Annotated in this window: 12 protein-coding genes and 1 tRNA gene; 5 read left to right on the top strand and 8 right to left on the bottom strand. The window is 65.3% G+C overall.

Annotated features, from left to right (window positions below; genetic code table 11):
- The first annotated feature begins 59 nt into the window (after positions 1–59).
- The 3 genes from M3P36_RS07825 (at position 60) to M3P36_RS07815 (ending at position 5078) form a co-directional block, all read left to right on the top strand.
- Positions 60–2744 (top strand): valine--tRNA ligase, encoded by a 2685-nt coding sequence (locus M3P36_RS07825; RefSeq protein WP_249702688.1) that lies wholly within the window; start codon positions 60–62, stop codon positions 2742–2744.
- 130 nt (positions 2745–2874) lie between these two features.
- The gene (locus M3P36_RS07820) at positions 2875–3606 is read left to right on the top strand and encodes a 7-carboxy-7-deazaguanine synthase QueE (RefSeq protein ID WP_249702687.1); all 732 of its coding nucleotides are present in this window, start codon (positions 2875–2877) and stop codon (positions 3604–3606) included.
- Positions 3603–5078, top strand: coding sequence for an MATE family efflux transporter (locus M3P36_RS07815; protein WP_249702686.1), 1476 nt, complete (start codon positions 3603–3605; stop codon positions 5076–5078). Before M3P36_RS07820 ends, M3P36_RS07815 begins: the two co-directional genes overlap by 4 nt.
- A 263-nt stretch (positions 5079–5341) precedes the next feature.
- Here M3P36_RS07815 and M3P36_RS07810 read toward each other — a convergent pair whose 3' ends face one another.
- From M3P36_RS07810 to M3P36_RS07785, 6 genes are all read right to left on the bottom strand, one after another.
- Entirely contained in the window at positions 5342–6961 is a 1620-nt protein-coding gene (locus tag M3P36_RS07810) for an ATP-binding protein (RefSeq protein ID WP_249702761.1), read from the bottom strand.
- Positions 6962–7172: 211 nt separating this feature from the next.
- Entirely contained in the window at positions 7173–7946 is a 774-nt protein-coding gene (locus M3P36_RS07805; protein WP_249702685.1) for a TIGR02186 family protein, read from the bottom strand.
- Entirely contained in the window at positions 7943–8854 is a 912-nt protein-coding gene (locus M3P36_RS07800; RefSeq protein WP_249702684.1) for a sulfite exporter TauE/SafE family protein, read from the bottom strand. Before M3P36_RS07800 ends, M3P36_RS07805 begins: the two co-directional genes overlap by 4 nt.
- Positions 8855–8908: 54 nt before the next feature.
- Positions 8909–10099: a hypothetical protein gene (locus M3P36_RS07795; RefSeq protein ID WP_249702683.1), complete on the bottom strand. Its 1191-nt coding sequence runs from the start codon at positions 10097–10099 to the stop codon at positions 8909–8911.
- Positions 10096–11454, bottom strand: a complete 1359-nt coding sequence (locus M3P36_RS07790) for a glycosyl transferase family protein (protein WP_249702682.1) — start codon at positions 11452–11454, stop codon at positions 10096–10098. Before M3P36_RS07790 ends, M3P36_RS07795 begins: the two co-directional genes overlap by 4 nt.
- A gap of 211 nt (positions 11455–11665) precedes the next feature.
- On the bottom strand, positions 11666–12001 hold the full coding sequence (locus tag M3P36_RS07785; RefSeq protein ID WP_249702681.1) for a DUF3297 family protein: 336 nt from the start codon (positions 11999–12001) through the stop codon (positions 11666–11668).
- Positions 12002–12189: 188 nt separating this feature from the next.
- Here M3P36_RS07785 and M3P36_RS07780 point away from each other — a divergent pair.
- Positions 12190–12274 (top strand) — tRNA-Leu (locus M3P36_RS07780).
- Between the two features lie 52 nt (positions 12275–12326).
- Positions 12327–13871, top strand: a complete 1545-nt coding sequence (gene tig, locus M3P36_RS07775; RefSeq protein ID WP_249702680.1) for a trigger factor — start codon at positions 12327–12329, stop codon at positions 13869–13871.
- An 81-nt stretch (positions 13872–13952) separates the two neighbouring features.
- Here the strand turns inward: tig and M3P36_RS07770 are convergent, their stop codons facing one another.
- Together M3P36_RS07770 and M3P36_RS07765 are read right to left on the bottom strand one after the other, a co-directional pair.
- The gene (locus tag M3P36_RS07770; protein WP_249702679.1) at positions 13953–16061 is read right to left on the bottom strand and encodes a TonB-dependent receptor plug domain-containing protein; all 2109 of its coding nucleotides are present in this window, start codon (positions 16059–16061) and stop codon (positions 13953–13955) included.
- A 127-nt stretch (positions 16062–16188) separates the two neighbouring features.
- Positions 16189–17703 carry an amidase gene (locus M3P36_RS07765; protein ID WP_249702678.1) on the bottom strand — a complete coding sequence of 505 codons (1515 nt, stop codon included), beginning with the start codon at positions 17701–17703 and terminating at the stop codon, positions 16189–16191.
- Positions 17704–17734: the final 31 nt, after the last annotated feature.

Below are 17734 nucleotides of genomic sequence, written 5' to 3'. Positions count from 1 at the left end.
ATAGAGGGGACATGAGCCCCATTGCCCTTGTCTGCCCGCGCTGGCAAAGGCGGCCCGCTATGACCCGCGAACTCGACAAGACCTTCGACCCCGCCGCCATCGAGGCGCGCTGGTATGCCCACTGGGAAGAAAACGGCCTGTTCCGGCCTGAACGCCCGGATGCGCAACCCTTCACCATCGTCAATCCGCCCCCCAACGTTACCGGCAGCCTGCATATCGGCCATGCCCTGGATAACACTCTGCAGGACATTGTGATCCGGTATGAGCGCCTGAAGGGCAAAGATGCCCTGTGGGTGGTGGGCACCGACCATGCCGGGATCGCCACGCAGATGGTCGTCGAACGCCAGCTGGAGCTCGCCCAAGACAAGCGCACCAACTACAGCCGCGAGGACTTCATCGCCAAGGTGTGGGAGTGGAAGGAAGAAAGCGGCGGCCAGATCACCCGCCAGCTCCGCCGCCTCGGCTGTTCGATGGACTGGAGCCGCGAGCAGTTCACCATGGACCCGCATTTCACCCGCGCAGTGGTGAAGGTGTTCGTGGACCTCTATGACCGCGGTCTGATCTATCGCGACAAGCGGCTGGTCAACTGGGACCCCAAGCTGAAGACCGCCATTTCCGACCTCGAGGTGGAAACGCGCGAGATCAAGGGCAGCTTCTGGCACTTCCGCTATCCGCTGGCCGATGACGTGCGCCTCGGCAGCGGGCAGGATTACATCGAGGTGGCCACCACGCGCCCCGAAACGATGCTGGCCGACATGGCCGTGGCGGTGAACCCGGCGGACGAGCGCTATGCCAGCGTGGTCGGCAAGTTCGTCACCCTGCCGATTACCGGACGGCGCATCCCCATCGTGGCCGATGAACACGCCGACCCGGAACTGGGTTCAGGTGCGGTGAAGATCACCCCGGGGCACGATTTCAATGACTTCGAAGTGGGCAGGCGCGCCGGGATTGCGGCGGGTGACATGCTCAACATGCTCGATGCCGATGCCAACCTCTGCCAGACAGCGGACGGCCTGATCCCCGAACGGTATCTCGGCATGGAGCGCTTCGCCGCCCGCGCCGCCGTGGTGGCCGAACTGAAGGAACTCGGCTGCCTGATCCCGCACGTCGTCGAAAAGGATGGCGAGCGGGTGGAACACGATGCCGAACCGCGCACCATCCAGACGCCTTATGGCGATCGCGGCGGCGTGGTGATCGAACCGTGGCTGACCGACCAGTGGTATGTGAACGCCGGCGAACTCGCCAAAGCCCCGATCGAGGCGGTGAAGAGCGGCGCGGTGGAGATCGTCCCCAAGACCTGGGAAAAGACCTTCTTCAACTGGATGGACAACATCCAACCGTGGTGCGTTTCGCGGCAACTGTGGTGGGGGCACCGGATCCCGGCGTGGTTCGCCGATGATGGCCGCATTTTCGTGGCCGAGACCGAGGAAGAAGCCCAGGCGCAGGCCGGAGCTGGCGTGAGCCTCACCCGCGATCCCGACGTCCTCGACACCTGGTTTTCCTCCGCCCTGTGGCCCTTCGCCACGCTCGGGTGGCCGGAACAGACTGACCTCGTCCAGCGTCACTATCCCAACGACCTGCTCGTGTCCGGCTTCGACATCCTGTTCTTCTGGGATGCGCGGATGCTGATGATGGGGCAGGCGATGACGGGGCAGAACCCCTGGCCGCGGCTCTACCTGCACGGACTGGTGCGCGCGCCCGACGGGCAGAAGATGTCCAAGTCCAAGGGCAACGTGGTCGATCCGCTGGGCCTGATCGACCTCTATGGCGCCGATGCGCTGCGCTTCTTCATGGCGGCGATGGAAAGCCAGGGTCGCGACATCAAGATGGATGAGCGGCGGGTGGAAGGTTATCGCAACTTCGCCACCAAACTGTGGAACGCCACGCGGTTCTGCCAGGCGAACGGCATCGGTGCCTCGCAAAGTCTCGCCGCGCCGCAGGCCACCAGCGCGGTCAACAAGTGGATCGTGGGCGAACTGGTCGAGACCCTCGCCACGCTCGACCAGGCCATGGCGGACCTGCGCTTCGATGCTGCCGCCAATGCCGTATACCACTTCACCTGGGCCACGTTCTGCGACTGGTACATCGAACTGGTGAAGGGCAACTTCGACGAGGAGACCAAGGCCGTCGCCGGATGGGTGCTCGACCAGATCCTCGTTATGCTGCACCCCTTCATGCCCTTCATCACCGAGGAACTGTGGCACGCGCAGGGGGACCGGCCCTACGAGCTGATTCTCGCCAAATGGCCCGAACCTGCCGCCTGTGTCGATGCCGAAGCCAAGGCCGAGGTCGACTGGCTGATTGCCCTGGTCGGCAACCTGCGCACGGCCAAGAACGAACTGGGCATTTCGCCCGGTGCCAAGCTCGATGCCTTCCTGCCCGATCCCTCGCCCGCCACGCGCGGCGTGATCGAGCGCAACCCGGCGGTGATCGAGCGGCTGGCGCGGTTGAACGGCATCCGCTTCGAAGCTGCGCCTGCCGGTGCTGCCATGCAGATCGGTGCAGGCGATGCCAACCTGGTGGTGCCGCTGGAAGGCGTGATCGACATCGCGGCCGAAAAGGCGCGGCTGGCAAAAGCGCTGGAACTTTCCACCAAGGAAGCCCGCAGCCTTGAAGGGCGGTTGAACAACCCGTCGTTTGTCGAAAAGGCCAAGCCCGAAGCAGTCGAAAAGGCCCGCGCCGATCATGCCATACACGCCGCCGAGGCCGAACGGCTCAGCGCAGCGCTGGCGCGGCTGGGGTGATGATCCTCCCCAAATTGGGGAGGGGGACCACCCGCAGGGTGGTGGAGCCTCGACACAAGCGCAGCCTATCGCTGACAGCCCCCTCCACCACCCTGCGGGCGGTCCCCCTCCCCGTTCCGGGGAAGATTTCATGCTGACCCTTGCCACCCAATCCCCCGGCGAACCGGAGATTTTCGCCAGCCTGCAAGGCGAAGGCCCCTCTGCCGGAATGCCGGTGGCCTTCCTGCGCCTCAGCCGCTGCAACCTCGCCTGCACCTGGTGCGATACCCCCTACACCTGGCACTTTGCGGGCGATAACCGCCCGCATCGCGGCGGCCAGACCTACGACCGAAAGGCCAACCAGCTCAGCCTCGAACTGCCCGACGTGGCCGCACGTATCCTCGCCCTCAGCCAGAAGCGCCTCGTCATTACTGGCGGCGAGCCATTGTTGCAGGCGGGACGGCTGGCGGATCTGCTGGATCTGCTGCCCGACATGGCGATCGAGATCGAGACCAACGGCACGGTCGACCCACCCGCCCGGCTCGATGTGCGGGTGGACCAGTACAATGTCAGCCCCAAGCTGGCGCACAGCGGCAATCCGGCGGAGCTGGCGCTCATCCCGCACATGCTCGACCGCTGGGCGACCGACCCGCGGGCGTGGTTCAAGTTCGTGATCGCGGCGCCTGAGGACGTGAACGAAGTGCTCGCCCTCCAGCGCGCCCATGCCATCCCGCCAGCGCGCACATTCCTCATGGCCGAGGGGACCGACAGCCCCACGCTCGCCATGCGGGAGAAGTGGCTGGCCCCCCTATGCCTGGAACATGGTTTCCGGCTAAGCCCGCGCCTCCACATCCATCTCTACGGGGACACGCGCGGGACATGAGCGAAAGCGCACCGGCAGTACCGGAAACCGCGCCCAAATCACCCTTCCGGGGCGACCTGACGCAGGGGCCGATCCTGCGCACCCTGCTGCTGTTCAGCGTGCCGACGCTGGCCTCCAACGTGCTGCAGAGCCTGAACGGCACGATCAATTCGGTCTGGGTCGGGCGGCTGATCGGGGAGGAGGCGCTGGCGGCCACGGCCAATGCCAATATCATCATGTTCCTGATGTCGGCCGCCGCATTCGGCGTGGGCATGGCCGGCACGGTGAAGATCGGCCAGCGGTTCGGGATGCGCAACCTCGATGGCGCGCGCCGCACTTTCGGCACGGCGGTGGGGTTCAGCTTCGTCGTGATGACGGTGATTGCGGTCATTGGCTTTGCCTTCACCGGCCCGCTGCTGGACCTTTTGGGCACGCCCGGCGCGGCGCGGGGCCTCGCATTCGATTACCTGCGCATGCTGTTCGTTTCGATGCCCATCGTCATGGCCTCGATCATCCTGCAGATGGGCCTGCGCGGATCGGGCGATGCGCGCACGCCGCTCATTTTCATGGGCGTGACGGTGGTGCTGGATATTATCCTCAACCCGATCCTGATCACCGGCTGGGGGCCGTTCCCCGAACTGGGCATCACCGGATCGGCGCTGGCCATGGTGATCGCCTCTGTCACCAGTTTCATCCTGATGGTGATCTATGTCTATGCCCGCGACCTGCCGCTGAGGCTGCGGGGCAAGGAAGTGGCCTATCTCAAGCCCGATCGCGAGGAACTGGGCTATATCCTCGCCAAGGGCGTGCCGATGGGCGCGCAGATGCTGATCATGAGCGCATCGGGCATCATCGTGGTGGGGCTGGTCAACCGCGAAGGCATGATGATGACCGCCGCTTATGGCGCGGCCATGCAGTTGTTCACCTATATCCAGATGCCCGCAATGGCCATCGGCGGGGCAATCAGCGCCATGGCGGCGCAATATATCGGCGCGGGCAAGTGGGATGCCTTGTCACGCCTGACGCGCAACGGCGTGTGGGTGCAGTTCGCCATGACCGGGATCGTTACCGTCCTACTGCTGGCCTTCGACCGGCCCGCGCTGGTCCTGTTCCTCGGGCCGGACAGTCCGGCGGTGCCGCTGGCCCGGCACATCCAGTTCCTGGCCGGATGGAACTTCATCATCTTTGGCGTCACCATGGTGCTGACCGCCACGATGCGCGCAGGCGGCGCGGTATGGGTGCCCCTCGTGATCCTGTCAGTCGCGCTCTATCCTGTGCGGCTGGGGTTCTATTACCTGACCTATGACTGGCTGGGGTCGGATGCGATCTGGTGGAGCTTCCCGGTCTCGGCCCTGGCCGCCCTGCTGATGGCTTGGTGGGCCTATGCCAAGACCGACTGGCGCGAACGGGCCAAAGCCGAAACCGCGCGCGAGGCGGCGGAACAGGTCCAAGCCGATGGACAGCCCGCGGGTCGGTTCAAACCGGAAATCTGAGGAAGCACGCACCTTAGTTTTCCGCACGCCCATCCGGGCGAGCGGTCCTCGGTGCCATTCCCTCCGGCTACGCCTGCGGGGGCACCTGCGGGCGGCCGGTCGGCCTATGGTTCGGCTTACCGCCGAACAAAGCCGTATCTTGTAGAAGCTGGAACGGGCATCGGCCCGCAAGCGCGAACGCGCGCCCGCAGGTGCCCTGCAGCGTAGCGGAAGGATCGGCACCGAGGACCGCTCGCCTGGATGGGTGAGCGGAAAACGAAAGCTCAGTTGCCCTGCGTTCTCCAGCGCTGGACAACGCGCTCGACCTGCTCTTCCTCGCCGCCTTCCTCGCTCCACAGGTCCACGAAGCTCGGGTCTTCCGAGGCCGGGCGCTTGGACTCTTCGAGGTTGTCGAAGCTGACGCGCATCGGGATCGACACGCCTTCGCCGCAGATGATGCATTCGCGGTTGCGCAGCGCGGGGATCGAATCGAGGAAACCGCGCGCGCCCTCGGGCATGGCGGCCTTCACGAAGGCCTGGTCGCGGTCGTTGTTGAGGCGCATCGAGATGATCGTGCCGCACTGCGACAGCACGCCTTCGGCCAGGTCGCTCGGCCGCTGGGTGATAAGGCCCAGCGAAATGCCGTACTTGCGGCCTTCCTTGGCGATGCGGCTGAGGATGCGGCCCACGCTGGAGCCATCGGCATTGCGCTCGTTCGGCACGTAGCGGTGGGCTTCTTCGCAGACCAGAAGGATCGGCCGGGTCTTTTCGTTGCGGCCCCAGATGGCGAAATCGAACACCATGCGCGACAGCACGGCCACCACGGTGGAAGTGATATCGGACGGCACGCCCGACACGTCGATGATCGAGATCGGCTTGCCATCGCCCGGCATGCGGAACACCTGGCTGATGAACTGCGCCATCGTATCGCCCACCAGCATGCCGGAGAACATGAACTGGTAGCGCGGATCGGCCTTCAGTTCCTCGATCTTGGTCTTGATGCGCATGTAGGGCGCACTGGTCGTGGCCTTGTCGAGCTTGCCCATCTCGTCCTGCAACATGTTGGTCAGGTCGCTGAGGAGATAGGGAATGGGCGAATCGACAGTGATCTTGCCCATCTGCTGCGCCAGCCGGTTCTTCGAACGGGCGTGCAGCAGGCACTTGGCGAGGATGTCCTTGTCGGCCTGCAGGTCATCGCCGCTCGATTTCAGCAGCACTTCGCAGTGCTCCTCGAAGTTGAGCAGCCAGTAGGGCATCTGCAGGTTCGATACGTCGAAGATCGTGCCACTGGTGCGGAAGGCGGCAGAATATTCGCCGTGCGGATCGATCATCACGATGTGGCCCTGCGGCGCTGCCTGGCAGATGCGGTGCAGCAGCAGGGCCGCACTGGTCGATTTGCCGGTGCCGGTGGAGCCGAGCAGCGCAAAGTGCTTGCCCAGCAGCGCATCGATATAGATCGCCGCCCGGATATCGGTGGTGGGATAGACCGTGCCGATCTGGATCGAGGAGCGTCCATCGCTCGAATAGATTTGCCGCAGGTCTTCGGTGCTGGCCGGATAGACCAGCGCGCCGGGGATGGGATAGCGGGTCACGCCGCGGCGGAAACCGTGGATCTTGCCGGTCAGGCGTTCCTCCATGCCTTCGCCCATGAAATCGATATTGGCGACCACGGCGTTGCTTTCACCGCCGCGCCGGTCACGCTTCTGGTTGCGCACGCTGGCCAGCAGCCAGCCATCCTTGGTACGGATCTTGATCTGGCTGCCGACTTGTCCGGCAAGCGCAATCGACGGATCGGCATCGTCCATGCATTCGCTGAGGCGCAGCATGTCGAGCGCGATCTGCGAGCCCGAACCGGCGATTTCCAGCACCACGCCGATGGGGTTCTGCGCATTGTCGGATAGCATCGCGGCAGGGGCAGGATGTGCCGCCGTGCCGGCTTCATCGCGCAGGCCGGAAGTGCCCTTGCCCATGAGATCGGCAAATGCAGGCCGCGTCATCTCGTTCATAATCGCTGCTCACTCCATGGTAGAAAGCGAGGGCAGGCATAGGATTACGAAGTTAAGATCGCGTCAAGATTGTGGCTATTGCGCTGGAAACGCAAGGAGTGCTGCGGCATCAGACAAGGGCGTAGAGGCGGCCCGCTGCCCAGCCCATGAAGACCGACAGTGCCACGGCCAGCAGGCCATAGGCGAACGAATTCTCGCGGCTCTGTTCGGCCACCACCCGGTCGAACCCTTCCTTGCGCACCTGAACTTCGGTGCTGGCCGATGCGACCACCCGCCCGTCGCGCACGGCGAAGGTTTCGGCCACATAGCGGCCCACGGTGACGTTGGACGGCAGGGCGATGCGCGCCTGGAACAGCACGTCCTCGGTAATGCCCACGCCCGCCTCGTTCTGCTGGAACAGCCCCTGCCGCTGGCGCAGGTCCACCAGGCCCGCGGTGAAGCGATCATACTGTTCCTGGTCGATCGAGCCGGTCGGCGAAAGCTGCAACTGGTTGAGGCCGAATTCGTAGATCGCGGCCGTGCGCTCATCGACGATATCGGCCACCGGCGCGGAACTGGCGAGGGCAAAGAAGCTGGGGACGGAACGGAACGAGCTGGCCTCGGCATTGATCCAGATGCCGGCAAAGCGCTGCTTCTCGCGGACCTGGATCGCCTGGCCGGGTCCGCGCAGGATCACCACGATCTCGTAATCGTCGGCCGCGCGCCGCCCGTCGGGTTCGAGGATCGCGCCGAACAGCAGCAACTGGGTGCCGGTGAAGCCCTGCCGCACGAGGACCTCGTGCTGGCTGACCTCGGTCACCAGGATCGGGTCACGGCCCTGCGCATGCGCCGCCCCGGGCAGTGCGAACAACACCGCAAGAATGGTGAACAGGCGCGCGATCATAGCGGGACCACCGTATAGACCTCGTCGGGCACCACACCCAGGCGGAACAGCATCACCGCCGCCACGGCCAGCACGATGGCGGCCAGCCCCAGCCGCAGGTATTCAGGCTTGATCGCCACGGCCATGCGGGTGCCGATCTGCGCGCCGGAAACCGATCCGATCAGCAGCAGTCCCGCCAGCACGATATCGACCGCCTCGGTCGTCAGCGCATGAACCATCGTGCTCATCATCGTGACGAACAGGATGTTGAACAGGCTGGTTCCCACCACGACATTGGCGCTCATTCCCAGGATATAGAGCATGGCGGGCACCATGATGAACCCGCCGCCCACGCCCATCAGCATGGTCAGCACGCCCACCACCATGCCCAGCAGCAGCGGGGCGAGCGGAGAGATGTAGAGGCCCGAACGGTAGAACCGCCAGCGCATCGGCAGGGCGGCGATCATCGGGTGGTGGCGGCGCTTGGCGGCGCGGTGCTTGTCCTCGGGCTTGCGGCGCATGGTCTGGATGGATTCGCGCCCCATCAGCGCGCCGATCGAGCCGAGCAGCAGGACGTAGAGGATCGAGATCACCACGTCGATCTGGCCCAGCGATTCCAGCAGGTTGAAGATTACCGCCCCCAGCAGCGCGCCGACCAGCCCGCCGGCCACGGTCACCCCGCCCATCTGGTAATCGACCCCGCCGCGCCGCGACTGCGCGATCACGCCCGACACGCTGGCCCCGGTCACCTGGGTAGCCGCCGATGCCGCCGCCACAGTGGGCGGGATGCCATAGAAAATCAGCAGCGGCGTGGTGAGGAACCCTCCGCCCACGCCGAAAATGCCCGAAAGAATACCCGTCGCACCGCCCAGCAGCACGATCAGGAGACCGTTCACCGCAAGGTTGGCAATGGGCAGATAGACATCCATGCACAGCGCCTATCGTATCGCCGCGCTGGATAGAAGGTGAATGGGCGCCTTTACTTAAAAACCGGCGGATAGTGTTATCGCCGGGCCACTCGCAGGCTCGGCATCGCCTGCCACGCGGAAGCGGTAATCGGCCGCCAGCCTGCCGCGTGTCGCGCCCACCTGGAAGCCCAGCGAAGCCGTCGGCCCAACGTCAAGCCGTGCCCCCTCGCGCTGGGCCCCGCCCCAGGCGGCAGCGCCTGCCCGCAGGTCGAAACCGGCGGCAGACGCCAGCGAACGGTCAAGCCGCGCCTGGCCATCAACAAAGGCCGTAGGGACCTGTCCGCCGACATAGCCTGCCTGGGCATAGCCCTCCGCCACCAGCCCCGCGGGCAGGCTTTGCGGCGCCAGTTCGGTGACCACATAGCCTGCAGGGCGCACCTCGCTGCCGCTGGCCCGGTCGCTCGCCCGCAGTTCCGCCGCCATGCGCAGCGGCACGCGCGCAAGCGGGCGGGCGGAAAGGCCGGCGGCCAGTTCCTGCTCGCGCGCGCCTTGCAAGGCGGCCGATGCGCGCAAATAGGCTTGCGGGCGCTGTGCCGCGCCGGGGGCAAGTTCATAGCGGACCACCGCGCCAAGCTGGCTTCGGCCATAGGACGGGCGGCCCGATGTGATCGGCGTGGTCGTATCGTCACGCCACATCAGCCAGCCGTCGGCGCTCCAGCGGCTCTGGCGCGCTGCTGCGGGGCTGGAAGAACGGGCAGGAGCGGCGGCGGGAACGCTGGGTGCCTGCGCCAGCCTGGCCTGGGCGGAAGCAGCGGGTGGGTCGAAGAAGGCGGCGATCTCGGGCGGCACCCGCATATGGGCGAAACCGGCTGCCAGCAGCATCGCGTGACCGGCTGCCAGACGCGGCGGAACCGCCGCCCGGGGATTTGCCGCGGTGGTGTTCACGGCGGCCAAGGGCCCGGCGGACGGTTCCTCGATCGGCGGCACCTCGACCGGCAGCAGCGGAGCTGGCTGCAGCGGCAGGGCAGGAACAGGCGGCGCCTGCCAGGCTGGAGGCGCAGGGCTGTCCTGCGCTTCGGGCGGCTGCTCGTCGGCGGCGGGCATCGGCTGTGTCGCGGCGACAGCGGCAAGGTCGGCCCCGTCCTCCGGCAGAGGCGAGGACCAGGTCGCCGCGCGCACCAGGGTCCAGCAGGCCACCAGGGCCACCAGCACCACCAGCGGCTGCCCGCGCATTGTGCGCCGGGAGGAAGACCTGCTGGCCGTCATATCGCCAAGCTAACCCGGGCAGCGACGGGCACGGCAACAGGCTCACCCGCCGGTGCTGCCGGATGGCTCTCATGGCTGGTCTTGTCCCACAGCGGGATCGCCCCGCGCAGGCTGCGGAAATAGGCCATGACAGCGCGCCGCCCGGCCATGATGGCGATCACGTTGCTCACTGGTATACGCAGCACGGCGCGCAGCCCTTCGGCCCAGCCATATTCACTCGCGGTAAAGCCGAACCGCATCACCGCGCGCCAGGCGAAACTGCCGAGGTTGATCATCACCAGCCAGAACAATACCGGATCGGCCTTCCACGGCCGTTCCACCCCGACACCGCCGAGCAGCAGGAACAGCGCGGAGATCATGAAAAAGGTATAGCCGCAGGCCAGCACCAGCGCCGCCATCGGCCCGCGCCTGTCGCGCAGCCGCATCCAGCGTTCAGCCAGTCCGCCGCTCCAGCCGAGCCGGTCCCAGCCCTGCAAGGCGATCCCGTGGACCCAGCGCGCCTTCTGCCGCACCGCTTCGTCCAGCCGCGAAGGGAACAACGCCCGCGTGGCGACCAGCGACCCGTCCTCGCCCCGCACCCGCAGGAACCGCGAGCGTCCGCCCGCTTCCTTGATGCGCATGCCGAATTCGTAATCCTCGGTCAACGACCGGATCGAGAACGGTCCGCCAGCTTCGGCATGACCCTCGGCGTCGGCCATCTCTGCCAGCTTGCGCAGCATGCCGCGCTCCAGCGCGCAGCCGACCCCGGCGGACGGCATGCAGGTACCCAGCCAGTCGCGCACGACCATGGTCTTGCCGTGAGCCTCGGCAAATTCCTCGCAGTAATGGCTGCCGATCCAGCGGCTTTCCGGCTGCGGCAACGGGATGACCGGGATTTGCACGAATTCGGCCCGGCCCAGCGCCTTGTCCATCAAGCCCAGTTCGGCCGCATCGACCATGTCTTCGGCATCGTGCAGCACGACCATGCGCACGTCGCGCCCTTTGCGCGCCTCGTCCACCTCCAGCGCACGGTAGAGGCGGTTGAGGCAATCGGCCTTGGTGCTCGGCCCGTCGCAATCGTGCACCACCAGGCGCACCCGCCGGTCCGCCCCGGCCCCGCGCATCGCGGCAACGAGCGTAGCCATGTCGTTGCGGTAAACCCCTACGTAAATGACATAATCCTGGTGCGGCCACGATGCCAGCGCATGGGCAATCGTGTGCTCGATCACACGGTCTTCGTGCCATGCCGGGATGAACACCGCTGCCGCGCCGGAAAGACGGTGGGCGCGCATGTCACGGCGGTCGAGTTCGAGCTGCGGTGTCCGGCCGGTCAGCCGCATCCAGCCCCACAGTCCATCGACCAGCAGTTCGTCCACCGCCCCCAAAAGAAAAAAACGCCTGCAAAAAGCAACAGCTCGCGCTCAACAAGCGCCAACCATTGCAGGACGGTCCAGTCTACCATCGGCCCCCTGCCGTAATGCGATCCCCGCAATTATCCTTATGCCGAAACGGAACGGGCGTGCAATGGTTTGCTTGACCCTGGCAAAAAGGTCCAACGATTTGGAGGATGGGCCAAGCCTTGCCGGATTAAGCCTTGGCGGATGAAGCCTTGTCGCTCGGAACCCTGTTCACCGGCGCATCATCGCCCAGGTCCTGATACCAGGCTTCGACCGGGCCGTTGAGCTTGATGGTCAGCGGACGGCCCTTGCGGTCCATCGCCTTGCCGGCCTGCACGCGCACCCAGCCTTCAGATACACAGTATTCCTCGATATCGGTCCGCTCGCGCCCCTTGAAGCGGATACCCACGCCGCGCTGCAGCTTGTCGGCATCGAAAAAATCGCTCGACGGATTGATCGCGAGGTGATCGGGCGGCGTATCGCCTGTCGGCGCGCCGGAGGGATTGGGGTTGTTTTCTTCGCTCATGCCGAAGCGCTTAGCCCCGGCAGTGCAGCAAGATCAATCCGCCTTTCGCGCCGCGCGCTGCAATGTGCCAAATTCTGCAGACCAGAATCCGCAGACCGGCCGCCCATGGCCGCTTGCCCTTTGTGCCGGTCCCCTTTAAGGGCGCTTGCCTGTTTGTCGGGCACATGCCCGATCATCATCGTCGGCTCGCGGGCGTGGCGGAATTGGTAGACGCGCTGGTTTTAGGTACCAGTATCGCAAGATGTGGGGGTTCGAGTCCCTTCGCCCGCACCAGTTCCGACGCAATCGGGGCCGGCAGCACCGTTTTGTATAGAAAGCTCGTATCATGCAGATCGTCGAAACCACCAACGAAGGGCTCAAGCGCGCCTATACCGTGACCATTCCGGCCAAGGACATCGAAGCGCGCATCGATACCGAGGTGAAGAAGATCGCGCCGCAGGTGAAGATGCCCGGCTTCCGCCCCGGCAAGGTGCCTGCCAACCTGATCCGCAAGATGCACGGCGACGCGCTGCACAACGATGCGCTGAACGAATCCCTGCGCGAATCGGTCAATGGCCTGATCCGCGAGAAGTCGCTCCGCCCCGCCCTCCAGCCCAAGGTCGACATGACCCCGGGTTACGAGCAGGGCAAGGATGCCGAGCTGACCGTCGAAGTCGAAGTGCTGCCCGATATCGAGGCGCCTTCGGTCGATGGCCTGACCCTGGAAAAGCTGGTCGTTCCGGTCACCGACAAGGAGCTGGACGAAGCCCTGGCCAAGTTCGCTGCCAACCAGAAGAGCTGGAAGGACGCGCCCAAGACGAAGAAGGCCGCTGACGGCGACCAGCTGATCATCGATTTCGTCGGCAGCATCGACGGCGTGGAATTCGAAGGCGGCAAGGCCGAAGGCACGCCGCTGGTTATCGGTTCGGGCCAGTTCATCCCCGGTTTCGAGGACCAGCTGACCGGCGTGAAGGCGGGTGACGAAAAGACCATCACCGTTACCTTCCCGGCCGATTACCAGGCAACACAGCTTGCCGGCAAGGACGCCCAGTTTGCCATCACCGTGCAGTCGATCAAGGTCGAAGCCGAAACCAAGGTTGACGAGGACTTCGCCAAGACGCTTGGCCTCGACAGCCTCGACAAGCTGAAGGAACTGGTGAAGATCCAGCTGGAGCAGGAAACTGCCGGCCTCACCCGCACCCAGATGAAGCGCCAGCTGCTCGACACCCTGGCTGCCGACCACGATTTCGCCGTTCCGCCGACCATGGTCGAAGCCGAGTTCGAGCAGATCTGGCAGCAGCTCCAGGCGGAAACCGACCGCGAGGACGATCCTGCCGCCGCCAAGGCCGAGATCGAAGCCGAGAAGGACGATTACAAGCGCATCGCCGAGCGCCGCGTGCGCCTCGGCCTGCTGCTGTCGGAAATCGGCCAGGCCAATGGCGTGGATATCACCAGCCAAGAAATGTCGATGCTGATCCAGCAGGCGGCCCAGCAGTACCGTCCGGAAGACCGCCAGCGCTTTGTGGACTATGTCCGCAACGAGCCGATGGCCCAGGCCCAGCTGCGCGCTCCGCTGTACGAGGACAAGGTCGTCGATTTCCTGTTCGACAAGGCCGAAGTGACCACCCGCGAAGTGACCCGCGAGGAGCTGGAAGCCGCGATCGAAGCCGAGGAAAGCACGGCCGAAGCCAAGCCTGCGGCCAAGAAGCCCGCCGCCAAGAAGGCCCCGGCCAAGAAGGCAGCGGCGAAGGACGCTGATGAAAAGCCGGCAGCTGAAAAGAAGGCTCCGGCCAAGAAGGCACCTGCCAAGAAGGCCGAGCCCAAGGAAGCAGAAGCCAAGCCTGCTGCCGCCAAGAAGGCTCCGGCCAAGAAGGCTGCTGCCAAGAAGTAAGGCCGCTACGGCGCGCCAACGAAAAAGGGCGGCTCCGCAAATCGCGGGGCCGCCCTCTTCGTTTGGGCTTTCAGCGCTGCGTCAGAAGCTGCCCTTGACGGTGAAGTTCACCACCCGGCCCACTTCGCGCACGCGGAATTCGCTGAACAGCAGCGGTGCGCCGCTGCCGCGCGGTCCGGTGAAGACCGAGCGATCGAGCACGGATTCCTTTTCCAGCAGGTTGCTCACCCGGCCCTGAACGGTCAGCCCGAACACGTCCTTGTGCTCGACAAAGACCTGCAGGTTCTGGCCGATGTTGTAGTCCAGACCCACTTCCGACACGCGGTAATAGGGGTTGCGGCCCGACTTGCGATAGCCGCCGCCATAGGCCCAGTTGCTGCCCGCCACATCGTGCCGGTAATTGACCTCGAAGCCGTAAGGCTGGGCAAACTGGACCGGCAGGTAGTCTCCGGTCACCGGATCGATATAGCGCGAATCGCGCCGCGAAGCGTTCAGGTCGATCCGGCCTCCGGCAATGCCCAGCGGATCGAGTTGCAGCGTGCCGTTGAGCTCCACGCCCATGACCCGCGCCCAGTCGATATTGCCGCGCGCCTCGCCGCCGGTCGCGGTGGGCAGGAAAGTAACGAAGTCCTCGAACCGGCGGATGAAGCTGCGGGCCGTCAGGCTGCCCCAGGCACCCAGGTCGCGTGTGACCTCAAGTTCCGCGCCCCAGCTCTGGTCCGGGCGGAGGCGGTTGTTGCCGGCGTTCTGGTTGTTGTCGTTGAGATTCACCGAGGCGAGGAAATCGCCGAAGTTGAGCTGGCCGACCCGGCGGTCGATCCTGAAGCTGACCCTGGTGTTGGGTGCCGCCGCCCAGGCCAGGTTGAACGAACCCTTGGGCCGCTGGAAGGTGCGCGACAGGGCATTGTTGCCCGACTGGCTGATGGCCGAATATTCGCCTGCCAGGATCAGCTGCATGGTCAGCCCCGGCGCGAGCGGGCGGCCATAGGATATCGCCGCGTCATAGCGTTCCTCGCGAACACCTCCGGTGCCCGAAGGAAAGGGCAGCGGCACGAAATTGCCCGCCGCATCGAGCAGCGAAAGCTGGCCCGCCTGGTCCAGCCGATTGAACGCCGCTTCAAACGAGAACTGCCAGTCGGCATCCCACATGGCCCACGAGTATTCGCCCCGCCCGATGCGCTCGCCCCGCTGGGTGTCGAGCTCGAAACCAAAGCCGGTGGGGTCCGCGCCGGTGGCCGGATCGTTGACCGATTGCGAACGGTTGGTCTGGGTCGCCCGGGAATCCAGTGCGATCAGCTTCAAGCGACCCGGCCCGAGGGCAAAGTCGATATCGCCGCCCAGTTCGAAATCGTGGCCACGGTTGCGCTGGTTGAACACCTCGCTGAGCGGCGGCACTCCGGCCGGGCCGATCACTGTCTCGTCCTCGAAACTGTGGAAGCGGCGGTGGAGGTAGGCGGCGTTGATGCTGGCCACGGTGCCGCCGTTGGTCTCGTACCGCAGCGAGCCCGACAAGCGCTTGTCGTCACCGGCGGAGCGGGTCAGGCTGAAACGTTCCTCGAAGCTCCCGTCTCCATAGGTGATGAGATTGAGCCCGCCGTTGCCGTTGCGGAAGGGGCGGCCTTCGACCGCCACGGTATAGTCCAGGTTGCCACTGCTGCCCGAAACCGAAACGATGCCTTCCAGCCAGCGATGATCGGAATATTCGGCGGCAAGCTGGGGGCGCCATTCGAACTGCACGGAAAGATCTTCGGTTGATTCGGCGATGACATTCGCGACACGGCCGGACAGGCCGGGGATATTGAGCGTGGAGCCTTCTACCAGCTCGATGCGGATGACGTTTTCCGCCGCGATCCGCGCCAGTTCGTCGGTTACCGAACCGGCCTTGGTGACTATGCGCTGGCCGTTCAGCAGGACATTGCCACTGGCCTGGCCCAGCCCGCGCGCCTGGTTGAAATTGCGCCCGCCGCCCTCGACCGAAAAGCCGGGAATCTGGTTGACCATGTCGAGCGCGGAGCGCGGCGATACGCTGGCAAAATCGGCGGGATAATAGACGCGGGGAGCACCGGCCAGGGCCAGTTCGGATGCAGGAGCGGGTTGCGCAGTGTCGGCACCCGCCAGCAGGTCGCCAGGATTTGCTGGGGTCTGCTGCCCTGCTGCGGGCACGGCTGCGCCCAGCATGGCGAGGGCCAAGGCAATCCGTCCCGACTGAACCAGGCAAACCCGCAAACCGATATCCCACCCTGTTGATTATGTCCGAAAGTATTAGACCTTAGCAATTTGGGCCACAACCAGACATCGTGTAACAAACTGTCTCGCGCTACTCGGCGCTCCAGGGCTCGAAAGAGGGCACGGGAACAGCGGCAGAGCGCGCCCGCTCGTAGGCGGCACCGGCTTGTAGCACAAGTTGGTCGGCCCATGCAGGACCAATAAATGACAGGCCCACCGGCAGGCGCTCCATCGCCCCCATCGGCACGGTCAGGTGGGGGTATCCGGCAATGGCCGCGAGGCTGCCAGCGCCGATGCCGCCGGTGAAATTGTCACCCAGCACCAGATCGATCGGCCAGGCCGGCCCTTCGGTCGGCGCGACGAGCAGCGCCACCTCGTGTTCCGCCAAGAGCCGGTCGATGCCTTCCGGCCCTGCCAGCCGCAGCGAATTGGCCCGGGCGCGGGCATATTCCGCCCGGTCGGTGGTCATGGCGGCAAGTTCGAAAATGTCCTGCCCGAACCAGCGCATCTCGCGATCGGCATTGGCGCGGTTGTAGGCGATCACATCGTCGAGGCTGCGCACCGGGATATCGGCGGGCGATCCGGCGAGGTAGGCATCCAGCCCCTCGCGCAGTTCATAGAGCAGGACGGTATATTCGTCGGCATACATGCTCTCGTCAGGCTCGAAAGCGACATCGACCAGCACCGCGCCCGCCGCTTCCAGATCGCGCAGCGCCTGTTCGAACAGCGCGGTCAGCGGGGCCAGATCCCCCACCTGCCAGCGCATCACCCCGATCCGCACGCCCGCCAGCGAGGCCGTGGCGAGGCTTTCGGTAATATCCACCGCATGGCTATCGGCACCCGCTGTGGCCGGATCTAGCGGATCGCTGCCGGCAATGGCAGTGAGCAGCAAGGCGGCATCGTGCACGCTGGTCGCCATCGGCCCTGCGGTGTCCTGGCTGGCGCTGATCGGCACCACATGGGTGCGGCTGACCATGCCCACGGTGGGCTTGAACCCGACAATGCCGTTGACGCTGGCGGGGCAGGTGATCGAGCCATCTGTCTCGGTGCCGATGGCCGCCCAGGCAAACCCTGCCGCCACCGCCGCCCCGCTGCCACTGGACGATCCGCAGGGGCTGCGGTCCGTTGCGTGCGGGTTGCGCGTCTGCCCGCCTGTCGCGCTCCACCCGCTAGAGGAATTGGACGAACGGATATTGGCCCATTCGGACAGGTTGGTCTTGCCCAGCACCACGCCGCCATTTGCGCGCAGTCGAGAAATGAGAGGTGCATCGCGCAGTGTCATGTTGCCCGCCAGCGCCAGCGATCCGGCGGTGGTCGGCCACTCGGCGGTTTCGATGTTGTCCTTCACCAGCACGGTGCGCCCCTCCAGGAGGCGTTCAGTATTGTTGATTGCCTCAAGCCCCGCATCCTCGCGATAGGTCAGCACGGCATTCAATTGCGGGCCGGAATCGTCGAGCGCGGTAATCCTCGCCACAAAGGCATTGGCAGCATCAACCACAGGCCGGGGATGCACCAGGACGATGAAGCTTTCCCCATCCGCATTCTGTTCGATGCGCGTGTGGTTCTGCCGGTCAGGCTGTTCAGCCAGGGCAGGTGATGCGACCATCAGGAGCGGGGCGAAAAATGCGGCTTGCCTT

It is taken from the genome of Altererythrobacter sp. KTW20L (genome assembly GCF_023501975.1).
In the GTDB taxonomy this organism is placed as follows: Bacteria; Pseudomonadota; Alphaproteobacteria; order Sphingomonadales; family Sphingomonadaceae; genus Alteraurantiacibacter.
The sequence above is the reverse complement of the archived record's forward strand: the minus strand, read 5'-3'. Positions and strand labels throughout refer to the sequence as shown.